Raw genomic sequence first — 13,769 nt, 5'->3', positions numbered from 1 at the left:
TAGCGACATTAGTGATATTAGCGGCCTTTTAGGGCGTTATTTGTCTTGGTTGGAGCGTTTTCGCTGGATTAAGGGAATTTTATGCCGCTATTTTTAGGCTGACACCGCGAAATGGCTGCAATTCGGGTCAATCTGGCCGGATAAGGACATTTTTTGCCGCTATTTATTTTCAGAAGACAAAGTTCGGACAGATAGCGACAAAAAATGCCGCTATTTCGGGCAGCCGGCACAGCCGGCAGAGAAAACCGGCAAAGAAAGCCGCCGGATAAACCGGTGTTTTCGGCTATTTCGGCCGGCCGACCTGACCGCCGGCATGCATTTTCTTAAGTGAATCGGCCTGAGCTTTGCCGCGGCCCTCCGCCAACAGCGCCGCACACGCATAATCTAACGCAAGCGCTTCTTCCGGCACTTCTCCCGGCGCTTCGCCCCCGTGCTGCACGGCAGATGGACAGCCCCTTGCTACCGGTCCTTGCTGCGATCTACTATCATCAGTTCCCCAGATCGGGGGAGATATACTTTGGAGACTACGGGAATGGTAAAGTTCTCCGTTTCTTTATCTTGCCACGTGCTAGGCATGGTAAGAGCTAGGCACGGTTCGACCCAGGCATGGTACGGCCCAGGCAGGGTTCGACCCAGACACGGTACGAGCCAAGGCAGCCCGGCCGCCCCCCCCCTCACTCGCCGTCGGTGACCTTGGTGATCGGGGCGAATCCGGCGAGCAGGCGTTTCACGCCGACCGGCGCCGGAAAAGCGATCTGCAGCTCCGTATCGTTGCCGGAGCCTTTGATCGAGACGACCGTGCCAACGCCCCACTTGGCATGGGAGACCTTGTCCCCGGCGCTGAAGTCGCCGGGGTTCGCCGCCTTGGCCGCCGCGGCTCCCGGCGCGCCGGTGGTCACGGTAACGTTATCCCGCCCCAGCAGAGGGATTACGTTACTGCGCCCGGCCGGTCCGCCCGGCGCTGCCGCGGACCGCGAACCCAGGCCGCCGCCGTCGGCAGGGCGGCCGAAGTTCCCGCCGCCGGCGTTGCCGAAGCCGCGGCCGCTGTAGGCGCCGCCGACGCCCGGCCCGCGGCGGTAGCGGTCGCGCGGCGCGCCCCCGCCGTCCTCCTTCAGTTCCTCGGGGATTTCATCGAGGAACCGGGACGGCGGGTTGGCCGTCGTGCGCCCGAACAGCGTGCGCATCTGCGCGCACGAGAGGAACAGCCGCTCCTCGGCGCGCGTGATGCCCACGTACGCCAGGCGGCGCTCCTCCTCCAGTTCCTCGTTGTCGAGGAACGCGCGGCTGTGCGGGAACACGCCTTCTTCCATGCCGATGATGAACACGACCGGGAACTCCAGGCCTTTGGCACTGTGCATCGTCATCAGCACGACGGCGTCGTCGGCCGGCTTGTCGGCGTCGCCGTTGTCGTTCATGCTGTCGATATCGGCGATCAGGGCCAGATCGGTCAGGAACGCGACGAGCGACTTGTCCTCGTTGTTGTTCTCGAATTCCATCGTCACCGACAGGAACTCATCGATATTTTCAAGGCGGGACCGCGATTCGATCGTGTTTTCGTTTTGCAGTTCAAGCCGGTAATGGGTCATTTCCAGCAATTTTTCCGTGAGTTCGGTAACCGACAGGTAATCAACCATCTGATGCAAGGCGGCAATCATGTCGTAAAACTCCACCAACGCGTTGCGCGTGCGTCCCGCCAGCCCGAGGTCGTCCACCGTTTCCAGCACCCTGTAGATCGATGTTCCGCGCTCTGCGGCGGCGTCCGCCAGCTTGGCCACCGTCGTGTCGCCGATGCCCCGCTTCGGCACATTGATCACCCGCGTCAGGCTGATGTCGTCGTCCGGGTTGGACAACAGCCGCAAATAAGCGAGCAGGTCCTTGATTTCCTTGCGGTCGTAGAACTTGATGCCGCCGACGATTTGATAAGGGATGTCCGACTTGATCAAAATTTCCTCGATCACCCGCGACTGCGCGTTGGTCCGGTACAAAATCGCGTGATCGCGGTAGCTGCGGCCATTTTTCACACTATTATGAATTTCGGAGGTAACAAAATACCCTTCATCATGCTCCGAATCGGCGCGGTAAACCTTAATCTTGTCGCCTTCGCCTTTATCGGTCCACAGGTTTTTCGGCTTGCGCCCCGTGTTTTGACCGATCACCGCGTTGGCGGCGTCCAGGATCGTCGAAGTGGAACGGTAGTTTTGCTCGAGCATAATCGTTTTGGCTTCGGGGTAGTCTTTTTCAAAATTCAGGATGTTGCTGATATCCGCCCCGCGCCAGCGGTAGATCGACTGGTCGCTGTCGCCGACCACGCAGATGCGATGGTGTTTGTCGGCCAGCAGCCGGCACAGCATGTACTGCGCGCGGTTGGTGTCCTGATATTCGTCAACGTGGATATATTGGAATTTTTTCTGGTAAAAATCAAGCACTTCCGGCGTTTCCTTAAACAGCTCGATCGTCTTCATGATCAGGTCGTCGAAATCGAGCGAGTTGTTGCTGCGCAACCGTTTTTGGTACATGACGTACACTTTGGCGACGATGCCTTCAAAATAATCCCCGACTTTCTGTTCGTACTGCTGCGGCGTGATCAGTTCGTTTTTGGCCGTGCTGATCATCGCCTGAACCGCCTTGGGCTCGAATTTCTTCGTGTCGATGTTCAGCTCTTTCATGCAGTTCCGGATTACCGATAGCTGGTCCGTCGAATCGAGAATGCTGAAGTTGGAGTTGAAGCCGATCCGCTCGATGTCCCGCCGCAAAATACGCACGCACATGGAGTGGAACGTGGACACCCAAATGTCCCGTCCTTCCGCGCCGCCGACAAGCAGGGATACCCGGTCCTGCATTTCGCGGGCGGCTTTGTTCGTAAACGTAATCGCCAAAATCGCCCAAGGCGGCGCTTTCCGGGTGGCGATGAGATAAGCGATGCGGTGCGTCAGCACGCGCGTCTTGCCGCTGCCCGCGCCGGCCATGATGAGCAGCGGCCCTTCCGTCGCCTCCACCGCTTGCTTTTGCTGCGGGTTCAGGCGGTTGACCGCCTCTTGTATGTTAACAGGTTGCATGTTCATGCACCTTCCTTTCTTAAAGGGGTAGTTCAAAAAATCATATTTTGAAGAGATAAGAAAGAATATGTTTCCAGGGCTTCCTGGGCGTGGCTTCCTTATAATCGGAAGAAAAACTTCCGCTAAACGCGGTCTGTCTTCCTGGAATGTGCGTCGATAGATGTTTGTCTTATCACGAAGCAGGCCAAGCAGCGGATTCAGCGTCGAACCGGCTTTTTGAACACGTACTTAAAAAAATTATCGCGTTCCCTTGACGGCCGCCACGGTTTCCAGCGCCTGCTCCAGGTCGGTGTATACCGCGTTGCCGACAACGACGGTATCGCATACCGCCGCCGCCCGTCGGGCCGACTCGGCATCGGTGATGCCGCCTCCGTAGAACAGGCGGGAGCGCTCCAGCGTCCGGCGCATCGCCGGCACCAGCTCCAGATCGCCCAGTTGGCCGCTGTACTCCGCATACACGATTGGCAGCCCAAGCAACTTGTCGGCGAACTGGGCGTAAGCGCCGGCCTGGGCGGCGTCGAGCCCGGCGTTCGCTGCGGTAACCTTGGCTACGGTCGCCTCCGGGTTCAGCACGATGTATCCTTCCGGGATCAACTGCTCCCATGGGATCATATAGCTGTACTTCTCGATCGCCCGGACATGCTGGCCGATAAGCCAGTCCGGATGACCGGCATTCAGCACGATCGGGATCATGTACAGATCGAAGCCCGGCACGACGGCTTCCAGATCGGACACTTCCAGCACGCAGGATACTTCATACCGGCGCACGCGCGAGAGCAAATCGACGGTATTGTCATACGTTACGCCGCTCGACCCGCCGACCATAATCGCGTCGGTCCCGGACAGGCACACGGCCTCCAAGGCCCGGTCATCCAGCGGGCGGTCCGGATCCAGCTTAAATACGTGCCGCCAGGATGCTATCATTTGATTCAAGCGAATTCCTCCAATAAATCGATGCCTACAGGATTCACCAGCGGGGATCGGGGAAGAAGGAGCCGGGGCTCCCAACCCGTCCCGCGCCCGCGAAAAACGGGGCCTATCCCGCTCCGCCCCGTTCTCGTCCGCTCAACGTAATCATCGTTGTTCGTCAAACCGTCTGAGAGACTCTTTTTCTCCCCGGTTTCTTATTCTTTTTCTAGTCTATGTTACCGTGGAATCCCTGTCAATGTTCGCATGGCAGGCGAACAAAAAAAGCGCCCTTAGGCGCCTATCCCGCATGATTCCTCAAACCGAAACGGCAAAGTCCGATTAATGTAAAATATACAATTATTAGCGGTGAAGTTGCTTCTCAGCTCTTTTTTAGTTGCATTTCATGCAGTTAGATTGGTGCTCATAAGGGCATCCGTGCTCGTTCGATATAATTAATTGCAGCTTTCGCAACTATTCGTCTCTTCAGGCGTTGATCTTGAAATCCAACTGTAGAAAATACAATTATTCAACTGCTCGGGACAATCTCCAAGACTGCAACCAACAATCTAGCCCTCCCCCGGTTTACCGCCCCAAAGCCAAAATCCATCCCGGCTTGGCCACATCGTCTTCGGTCAAAAAGTCGGTGTAAAAGCCGTAAGCCCCCATCATTTTGAACGCCGTCATCTTTTTCGGATCGTTTATGGTATGTACGTAAGAAACTACGCCGATCCGGTTCAGCGCCGAGATCAGCCGGGAATTCGCCCGCTGCTCGGACATCGTAATGGCGGTAATGCCCGCTTCCTTGGCAAACTGCACCACTTCCTCATCCGTGTCGGTCGTCTGGTACAACGTGAAAATCACCGACGGGAACGGATAAATTTCCTTCAGCGGCTCCAACATGGGACGATTGTAAATTTGCGGCACGATCCGATCCAGCAGCGCCGGGTCCTTCGCCTTCGCTTTGGCGACGATCTGGGTAAAAATGCGCTGGATCTCCTCCGGTTTGCTCTGCTTCGTATCCGTCACGAAATACACGTCCGGATAGAGCTCCATCAGCCCCAAAATGTCGTCCCAATCCAGCGGCTCGTATTGGCCCATGATTTTGGCCGCCTTAAATTCCTCGTGTGAAAAGATCGCACTATGACGGTCCGGCTCGAGTTCGTCCTGCTGGCCCATCATTTTGGTGAAGCTTTCGCCCCACTCATGGCGGGCGATGAGCTGATCGTCGCTGCTCAGCAGCAAATCCGCTTCGAAAATGCGGAAACCTTTTTCATAGTTTGCAATGAAAGCTTCATAGGTGTTCGTATACGTCATTCCATTAATTCCGCCGAGGGCGTGCGCGACCATCCGGTGGGCGGTAAATCCTTGCCCCTGCGGCTGCTGCCGGCCGGACAGGCTCGCCAGCAAAAGAACAAGACAAGCGATGATGATTGCTGCGTTATACCTCAGTTTGTTTTTCATGACAAGAAACTTCCTATCTTGGTTGTCTATCGTATTTTTACGATGTCCTATCTTATCTTCCTGCGCCTCAATAAGCCCCGGTGCCTTTGAGCACGATCGGGATTGTTTTGAAAATAATTTTCAGCTCCAGCCCCAGGCTCCAATGCTCAATATAATAGAGGTCAAGCTTGACCCACTCGTCAAACGGCAGATCGCTGCGCCCGTTAATTTGCCAAAGCCCCGTAATCCCGGGGCGGATGTCCAGGCGGCGCCATTCGTAATCGGTATACCGCTCCACTTCCTGGGGCAGCGGGGGCCGGGGGCCGACCAGGCTCATCTGGCCTAAAACGACATTGATCAGCTGCGGCAGCTCGTCAATCGAATACTTGCGGATAAACCGCCCCACCCGGGTAATCCGGGGATCGTTTTTCATTTTAAAAACAGGTCCATCCGCTTCGTTATGAGCGGCTAGCTGATGGATTAGCGATTCGGCGTTTTCCACCATCGATCTGAATTTGTACATGCCAAAAGGAGCGCCGTTTTTGCCGATGCGCCGCTGCTTGATCATAACCGGGCCCTTGGAGTCCAGCTTGATGCAGACCGCCACCACCGCCAGCAGCGGCGAGATGACGATCAGCCCCAGGCTCGCAAGCACGATATCGACGGCTCGTTTCAAAATCAGATTTAAACCGCGCAACGGGGTTTTAACGATCTCGATGCACGGATAATCGTAAGCCTGGTCAAACACAACGCCGGAGGTGACCATTTCGAACATTTCCGGGATGATTTTAATGCGGACGTCGTATTTGCGGATTTTCGTGATCAGCTCGTTAATGATTTTCCGCTCGGACGGGATCGTAATGTAAATTTCGTGAATCTGGTAGTGCTGCAGCAGTTTTTCAACCTGATCGATGCTGCCGATGACGTGGTTGTTCCCCGCTTTGTAATCGTCCAAAAAACCGACGAAACGATAGCCGTTCGTTTTGCTGGCAAACAGATTGTCCCGAATTTCCTCCCCTACGCGCCCCGCCCCGATGATCAGCACGTTTTTGCTGTATATATCGGTCCGTTTGAGGAGGAGCATGACACCCATCCGCAGCAGCCGGGACACAAAAGCGCACACAACGATCATGACCGCGAACGACAAGATGACGAGCCGGGAATACACTACCCCTGTTTGGAGAAAAAAGATAAGTCCCAACGCGATCAAAAAGGAAAAAAACACGGCTTTGCAGACAGTGAACGTGTCGTCGATGAGTTTGATGTCCCGGTCCCATTTATACAGGCCGTTGTGCGTGCTGTACAGCGCATAAATGGCGAAAATGACCGCCAGGAGGACTCCGTAGTCCCACGCGATGGGCAGATGCTCCAAGTTATGAAACAGCGTTGACCAGCTTCTCATGTTGTAAGCAGGCAGCACGCGGAGTGAAAACAACGCCAAAAAGCTGAGCACATACAGGATATATTCGAAGCCGATCAGGAAAAAATTGAGAATCCACTCCAGACGTACCGTCCTTTTTTTGTACGCCGTGATATTCTCCGCGATCAGCAGATTGGTCGTTTTGATTTTGCGATTGTTCATCGAAACGGACGAATTCATTTCTACACTCCCTAAATAAACTTCAAGCCCTTGGACGCCTGTCACTAACCGTGTTCTTGGAGCGGCAGCCTACCCGTTCATGCCGACGTCCCGGCCGGACCCTTGACTCTGTGCAGCGGCCGGCGCCGGCCGCTTTGCGGGTTTGGCCAATGCCGATTTCACCAAAGCCAGGGTAAATTGTACGGCGATCCCGGCGTAAATGGCCGCACTCACGAATATGTTGTAATTTTTCCGATAATGCTTGCGATAGAAAAGAATCATAGACCGATGAAACTCATAAATGATTTTTAGCGGACGGCGAGGCGCGCTGCCCCCTTTGTAATGTACGATCGTCGTGCGCGGATAATAGTAGTTAACCCATCCCGCCTGCTTGATCCGGTAACACCAGTCCGTGTCCTCCGCATACATAAAGTAATCCTCGTCCAACAAGCCGACCTGCTCGATCGTTTCCCGGCGGACCATCATAAACGCCCCGACCAGGCAGTCGATCGGATATTCCTCATCCGGATCCAGGTAGCCGAGCTGGTATTGATTGAACTTGGGATTGTTCGGGAACCGTTTGGAGAACCCAAAAGCATAATAAAATGAAGCCGAAGGCGTCGGAAACCCGCGCTTGCACGCTTTATCCAGCGATCCGTCCGGCAGAATCACCTTGCACCCGGAAGCTCCCACCTCAGGACGGCTGTCCATAAAGGAAAGCATGATGTCGAGCGTATCCTTTTGAATGACCGTATCCGAGTTCAGCAGCAGGACGTAACGGCCGGTTGATATTTTGATCGCCTGGTTGTTGGCGTACGAAAAACCCGTGTTTTGCCTGTTTTCAATCAACGTTGCCTGGGGAAATTCGCGGCGGATCGTCTCTACCGAATCGTCATGCGAATAATTGTCGACGACGATCACTTCATAGGTGTAGTCCGTTTCCGACGCGTAAACCGACCGCAGACAATCGACCGTTAAGCGGCATGTGTTGTAATTTACGATGACAATGCTTAAATCCACCGGGCAACGCTCCTGACAAATATAGTAATCTATCGACATTATATCATAGGTACCGCCTTAAATAGTTGTGTAAGAATTTTTCAATTTACTTTTTTTATGTGCTTCGTTGCTGTTATACTTAAAGTAAATCTCTTCCAATGCGAGGTGCCAAACCATGAAATGGAGCAGAACCAAAAGCGAGCGATTTGCTGACATCATGACCTTGACATTAGATATTTTACTGTATGTCCCGCGTCTTATGATTAGATGGTTTTCTTGAACGCGGACAACAATAGGGATCCGCTGACATTTTCGAGAGTAACGATTTCGAGAGTAACGATTTATAGATCCTCCGCTTATAGATCCGCCTTTGATAGATGTCTTTTCTCCAGAATCGCCCTTCGTTTCTCCTTTAATTGCGGGAGCTGCTTAAAAAATCCGCCCCACGCTCCGAGCACTTTCGGTTCCCTTAGCAAAATGTAACCGTGACTAGCCAGCTCATAGGCCAAGAGCTTCGGCAAATACTTTAGCCAGCGATAGCCGGTAAGATTTTTATAGATCATCTTATAGCGGTTAATATAGGAGTATCTGCGTACAAACAGCGGCTTCGAGCTGCGGCCGCCCTTTTTCCAGCCGCGGGCGTGGGTTGCCTTCGCATCCGCGCAATAGTACGCTTTCCAACCGAGCAACCCCGCCCGCCAGGCGACGTCGACATCTTCTTTATAGGCAAAAAAGCTCTCATCGAAAAATTCGCCTTGATGCGAAATCTCCCGGATCATCTCCCTCCGGTAGAGCGCCGCTGCGCCCGACACGCCAAACGCTTCGCCTGATTCCTTCCAGGCTGTCGCCGGCTCCCCGGCTCCCCGGTCAAAAGCACGCCAGATTCCGTTCATGGCGAGACCGGTGCTGTCCACCGTTCCGGGAGAATCCTTGAAAAGGAGCAGTCCTGTAGCGCTTCCGATCACCGGTTGCCGCTCCATCTCCCTGACAAGCCGCTCCACATATTCGTCCCCAAGCTCTACATCAGGATTAAGAACAAGTACGTAATCGCTTTCCGTCATGCGAATCGCCTGATTATGCGCAGGGGCAAAGCCGGTATTCGAGGGATTGGAAATGAGTTGAATGATACGGCTTTCCGTTCGTTCGATATAGTTACGTACGCGTTCCGCTGTACCGTCCACCGAGGCATTGTCGATAACGATAACTTTCTGAAGTTCGTACGTCTGCCGCAAAACGGCATTCAGACAAACTTCGATATCTTCAGCGCTGTTATAAGTTACAATGTGTACGGTAACCGTCGTGGATAATGACATGTTAAAGTTTCCTTTTCTTATAGAGGTAGTTCAAAAAGTCATCTTTTGATCACGAAGCAGGTCAAGTAGCTTAATCGACATCGAATCTTGAATTCAGCCGGGCCTTCCGGTGCTCACGTACCCAAAACGTACGCTCCGATCCTTACGTCCCTAGCTTCATCCAACCTTCTCGGTGCTGAAAACCTGACTTTTTGAACTCGAAATTATAATAATTCCTGCCGTATTTATGTGGCGAGTTCATTATACCAAACGTGACTTCCTACGTACACTTCGGTTGACGGGGCGGCACTTTTTCATTATGGTAATTTTATGACAAAAGCTTCTGGAGGAATTTCTTTGAGAAAAGCAAAATTGGAAGAGATAGAAATCTTGCGTGGGATTGCGTTTTTGGCGGTCGTCCTGCAGCATGTCATCGCCGGCGTCTTTTACCAACCGGATGTGAGCGCCCCATCCATCATCGCCGGGACGACGTTCCTCGGATTCATCCGCTTCGCGGTTCCGCTGTTCGTTTTTATCACGGGCGTGGTGTTATTTTATAATTATGACGGTAAACTGAACTATCTGAGCTTTTTGCGGAAAAGATTCCGGCAAATCATCCTGCCCTATTTGACCTGGACCGTTTTTTACTTTGTTTGGGTCAGCTTCTTAAGCGGCGTTCCGGCATCAACGACCTGGAATGAGCTGCTTAATCTGTTAGAAGCCGCTCTTACGGGGAAAGCCTCATATCATCTATGGTTTATGGTGATGATCATACCGTTTTACATTTTGTTCCCATGCTTTCGATTGCTGATGTCCAAAAAAAGAAAAACATGGCTCAATCTACTCGTCGCGGCCATTTTCTTTGTGGTGAATCTCATTTTGGTTTACGCTTTGTCCAAAGGCATGATCGCCTCGGACAATCCGCAGCTTGCTTTTATTTTTGACTATCTGGACCGGAACTTCCTGTTCTGGATGTTTTATTTTGTACTGGGCGGTTTGGCGGGGCTGTATTACGAAACGTGGAAGAAATTTGTCGCCAAAGCCAAGTATATAGCCATCGCGGCTCTGGCGGTTTGCTTTTACTTCATTATTGACGATATCGTTCGAATTGCCGGCAGTTCCACCGGCGATCTATATCTCTACAGCGCCAACGTAACGGCGCCGCTTAAACCGTTGATGATGATCGCCATCATCGCTTTGATCGTGCTCGTCTTCGCCGCCGCGATAAAGCTGGCCGGCAAACCAACGAAGTTTACCCAGCTTCTCGGGTTGTTTGGCAAATATTCCTTCGGCACCTATCTCATGCACGCTTTCGTCTTGAGTTTCACCAGCCGTTTGGCGATCGATTATTTGTATATGCTGGACGTATACTCGCAAACAGTGATTTCCTTTGTTCTGTGCGCCTCCATCAGTTTGTTCCTTACCGTTTGGCTCAGCCGGATGAAGATTTCGGTGGGGGAGATGTGGGTGGGAAAGGTTTGATACCATCTCAGAAAACATATAGCAATGGAGAAATCTTTTGATACAATGAGCCGAAGTAGGAGATACTGCAAATTCAAGGAAATAAAGAATCTTCTTCATAAAATAATCGCCGATGCTTTAGAGCACCGGCATTTTTTATGTTTATTTGATCTCCCCATTGCTCTCATAAAGCTCTCGCAAAAACGCCCTCAGTCCTTCCTTCCAAGGCGGTAAGTCTGCTAATCCATTCGTGCGGATCGACAAGTGATCCATCACCGAATTCCGCGGACGTGGAGCAGGACGCGGAAATTCCTCCGTCGTGCAAGGCTCTACCCGAACCGGATATTCTTCCCCCCAAACATTTTCAGCTTCCGCAAAAATCGCTTGGGCAAACTCAAACCAAGTGCATTCTCCTGTATTTGAAGCGTGGTAAATCCCGTACTTTTCCGTTTGTACCAGTTCCAGAAGGAAGGCTGCCAAATCGACCGTATAAGTAGGGGATCCTTTTTGGTCATCCACGACCTTAAGCAGCGGTTTTTCTTGGCCTAGTTTCAACATCGTTTTCACAAAATTATGGCCATGCAGCCCGTACACCCAAGAAGTGCGAACGATAAAAAACGCGGAAGACAAGCTTTGCACGAGCACTTCTCCCGCCCGCTTCGATTTGCCGTAAATGCTTTGAGGATCAGTATTATCGAATTCATGATAAGCCGAAGTTGCATTTCCATCGAAGACATAGTCCGTACTGATGTAACAAAATTTAGCCTGCACCTGTTCGGCTGCAACGACCATATTTCTAGTTCCTACTGCGTTTACTGCATAGGCACCATCAATATCGGTTTCCGCTTGATCGACGGCGGTATAAGCCGCACAGTGAATGATCGCATCCGGTTTGAAATCCTGCACGCGTTTTAGGCACACCTCGTAATCGGTTATGTCCAGCGAAGCTCGATCACACGGCAGAACCTCGTGTCCGGCTTGCTCAAAAAGCCCTACGACATCTTTTCCTAACTGTCCTCCGGCCCCGGTGACAAGCACTCTCATGGGCGCTCACCCAGACGGTCGCCGTACTGCTTGACGTAATACTCCTGGTATGCACCAGATTGAATGCGGGTCCACCATTCCTTATTATCCAAGTACCAACGAATCGTTTCTTTAATTCCGGTTTCAAAAGAATGCTTCGGCTTCCAACCGAGCTCTTGCATGGTCTTGGTAGGATCAATGCCATAGCGGCGGTCATGTCCAGGACGGTCCTGCACATGTTTGATCAAGGATTCCGGTTTACCAAGCTGCTCCAGTATCGTCCGCACAATATGCAAATTCGTCCGCTCGTTATTTCCCCCGATGTTATAAACTTCGCCATTTCGGCCATTGTGAATCACCAGATCTATCGCACTGCAGTGATCTTCTACGTATAACCAATCGCGTACATTCAACCCATCCCCATACACTGGAAGCACCTCATCAGCTAATGCCTTGGAAATCATGAGAGGAATCAACTTTTCCGGGAATTGATAAGGTCCGTAGTTGTTCGAGCAGCGTGTTATGTTCACTGGCAGCCCAAAGGTTTCGTGATACGCGCGTACAAGCAGATCCCCTCCGGCCTTACTTGCCGAATAGGGACTGTTAGGCGCGAGCGGCGTTTCCTCAGTAAACAACCCCGTTTCTCCCAAAGTCCCGTAAACTTCATCCGTAGAAACCTGTACGTATTTCTTAACGCCATGCTTTTTAGCCGCGTCAAGCAGCACCTGGGTCCCCAGCACATTCGTCTTCACAAAAACATCCGGCTCCAAAATACTCCGGTCCACATGCGACTCCGCCGCAAAGTTGACTACCACGTCAACGCCTTGACCGATCAGTTCATCCATCGTCTTTGCATCCGTAATATCCGCCTTCACGAAGATATGGTTTGGATTACCTTCTACCGATTTCAGGTTTTCCAGATTTCCCGCATAGGTCAGCGCATCCACATTTACGATTTGGTAATCCGGATGCTGGTTTAACATGTATAATACAAAGTTGCTGCCGATAAATCCGGCACCGCCTGTTACGAACAGTTTCATGAAAAAGGTCCTCCTGCTTTTTTATATCCGTCCTGCCATATATACTATTTTGAAAACGATATTGTCAATCCATGCTTGTCTATAAAAAGGTGTATTTAATATATAGAGGAATCGATTCACTATATTATTATGACGGCAAGCTAATAAACGTTCAATTTCTTGTTTTTGATTATGGCTCAGAATGTGGCAATAAGTTTGTATAAATTCGGAGGCTTGATTACTGATAATCGATTTATTTTTACCACTAATAAATCTAATGATTCTTCTACACCACTTTTTTAAAGTACCTGTTGATTGTCCTCCAAGAACATTATCCGTATGCTGGCGATACAGTAAATGTGCTTCATCATCAAAAATGACTTTCCCAAAAGTAGAAACGCATAGATAAACCCACCAATCATGCATTATCACGTTTGATACAGTTCGGGGGAATGAGCTTTTCAGTAAACGCATTGTTTTATGATTCATTACTAACGTGCATCCAACAGCAATATTCTCAATTAAGGCATTATACATACTCACAGGTCGCCGAGGTGGACTGGGCCATGTACCGATAAAATTCAACTTTTCGTCAACCATTGACGTAGCAGAACAGTACATGAGTGGTATTTCTTCAGACTGCTCATGGAGCAAGGTAACAGCCCGGAGTAGTTTATTACTTTCCCAAACATCATCCTGGTCACAAAAGGCATAGTAATCATAGTCTTCAGATGCTTCCTTTATCAATTCGAAGAAGCTACTCTGCACTCCTAAATTTGAGCCCTTTATAAATCTAATCTTGTTGGGATGGTCTTTAGAATAGCTCAAAAGAGATGCAGTTGTGTTATCAACTGAACCATCGTCCCTAATAAGCATGTTAATTTCCACCCCATCTTGGGAAAGAACACTTTTTAATAGTTCATCTAAATATTTTTCTCCGTTATAGGTTGAAAGCAATACTTGAACTTTTTTCTTCCCCAAGCCGTCATTC

At 51.2% G+C, this 13,769-nt stretch carries 11 protein-coding genes; 1 reads left to right on the top strand and 10 read right to left on the bottom strand.

All coding sequences use genetic code 11. The features are described from left to right. Nucleotides 1-283: 283 nt before the first annotated feature. From DYE26_RS33655 to DYE26_RS27195, 7 genes are all read right to left on the bottom strand, one after another. Nucleotides 284-439 (bottom strand): hypothetical protein, encoded by a 156-nt coding sequence (locus DYE26_RS33655; RefSeq protein ID WP_155620331.1) that lies wholly within the window; start codon nucleotides 437-439, stop codon nucleotides 284-286. 235 nt (nucleotides 440-674) lie between these two features. Beyond that, nucleotides 675-3,056, bottom strand: coding sequence for a DNA helicase PcrA (gene pcrA, locus DYE26_RS27220; protein WP_036619449.1), 2,382 nt, complete (start codon nucleotides 3,054-3,056; stop codon nucleotides 675-677). Between the two features lie 237 nt (nucleotides 3,057-3,293). After that, entirely contained in the window at nucleotides 3,294-3,989 is a 696-nt protein-coding gene (pcrB, locus tag DYE26_RS27215; protein ID WP_036619447.1) for a heptaprenylglyceryl phosphate synthase, read from the bottom strand. A 558-nt stretch (nucleotides 3,990-4,547) separates the two neighbouring features. Beyond that, nucleotides 4,548-5,426 (bottom strand): phosphatidylinositol-specific phospholipase C/glycerophosphodiester phosphodiesterase family protein, encoded by an 879-nt coding sequence (locus DYE26_RS27210; protein ID WP_051985237.1) that lies wholly within the window; start codon nucleotides 5,424-5,426, stop codon nucleotides 4,548-4,550. Between the two features lie 67 nt (nucleotides 5,427-5,493). Further along, nucleotides 5,494-7,005 carry a sugar transferase gene (locus DYE26_RS27205; RefSeq protein ID WP_051985236.1) on the bottom strand — a complete coding sequence of 504 codons (1,512 nt, stop codon included), beginning with the start codon at nucleotides 7,003-7,005 and terminating at the stop codon, nucleotides 5,494-5,496. A gap of 69 nt (nucleotides 7,006-7,074) precedes the next feature. Then, entirely contained in the window at nucleotides 7,075-8,004 is a 930-nt protein-coding gene (locus tag DYE26_RS27200; protein ID WP_036619445.1) for a glycosyltransferase family 2 protein, read from the bottom strand. A gap of 335 nt (nucleotides 8,005-8,339) precedes the next feature. Next, on the bottom strand, nucleotides 8,340-9,296 hold the full coding sequence (locus DYE26_RS27195; protein ID WP_036619443.1) for a glycosyltransferase family 2 protein: 957 nt from the start codon (nucleotides 9,294-9,296) through the stop codon (nucleotides 8,340-8,342). A 336-nt stretch (nucleotides 9,297-9,632) separates the two neighbouring features. Between DYE26_RS27195 and DYE26_RS27190 the strand changes: the two genes are divergently transcribed. After that, a complete protein-coding gene (locus tag DYE26_RS27190; protein ID WP_036619441.1) occupies nucleotides 9,633-10,757 on the top strand; it encodes an acyltransferase in 1,125 nt (374 codons plus the stop codon). A 141-nt stretch (nucleotides 10,758-10,898) separates the two neighbouring features. Here DYE26_RS27190 and rfbD read toward each other — a convergent pair whose 3' ends face one another. From rfbD to DYE26_RS27175, 3 genes are read right to left on the bottom strand one after another with little or no spacing between them, the layout of a single operon-like run. After that, nucleotides 10,899-11,780, bottom strand: coding sequence for a dTDP-4-dehydrorhamnose reductase (rfbD, locus tag DYE26_RS27185; RefSeq protein ID WP_036619440.1), 882 nt, complete (start codon nucleotides 11,778-11,780; stop codon nucleotides 10,899-10,901). Further along, nucleotides 11,777-12,799: a dTDP-glucose 4,6-dehydratase gene (gene rfbB, locus DYE26_RS27180; RefSeq protein WP_036619438.1), complete on the bottom strand. Its 1,023-nt coding sequence runs from the start codon at nucleotides 12,797-12,799 to the stop codon at nucleotides 11,777-11,779. The genes rfbD and rfbB overlap by 4 nt, the downstream gene beginning before the upstream one ends. 21 nt (nucleotides 12,800-12,820) lie before the next feature. Then, nucleotides 12,821-13,759 (bottom strand): glycosyltransferase family 2 protein, encoded by a 939-nt coding sequence (locus DYE26_RS27175; protein ID WP_051985235.1) that lies wholly within the window; start codon nucleotides 13,757-13,759, stop codon nucleotides 12,821-12,823. Nucleotides 13,760-13,769 lie beyond the last annotated feature (10 nt).

This window comes from Paenibacillus macerans (assembly GCF_900454495.1).
Classification (GTDB): domain Bacteria; phylum Bacillota; class Bacilli; order Paenibacillales; family Paenibacillaceae; genus Fontibacillus; species Fontibacillus macerans.
Note: the sequence above shows the minus strand (reverse complement) of the source record. Positions and strands in the feature narration are given on the sequence as shown.

Coding starts and splice junctions, on each gene's coding strand:
- DYE26_RS27205 (WP_051985236.1), bottom strand. CDS start 7,005: ATGAATTCGTCCGTTTCGATGAACAATCGCAAAATCAAAACGACCAAT.
- rfbB (WP_036619438.1), bottom strand. CDS start 12,799: ATGAAACTGTTCGTAACAGGCGGTGCCGGATTTATCGGCAGCAACTTT.
- rfbD (WP_036619440.1), bottom strand. CDS start 11,780: ATGAGAGTGCTTGTCACCGGGGCCGGAGGACAGTTAGGAAAAGATGTC.
- DYE26_RS27210 (WP_051985237.1), bottom strand. CDS start 5,426: ATGAAAAACAAACTGAGGTATAACGCAGCAATCATCATCGCTTGTCTT.
- pcrA (WP_036619449.1), bottom strand. CDS start 3,056: ATGCAACCTGTTAACATACAAGAGGCGGTCAACCGCCTGAACCCGCAG.
- DYE26_RS27195 (WP_036619443.1), bottom strand. CDS start 9,296: ATGTCATTATCCACGACGGTTACCGTACACATTGTAACTTATAACAGC.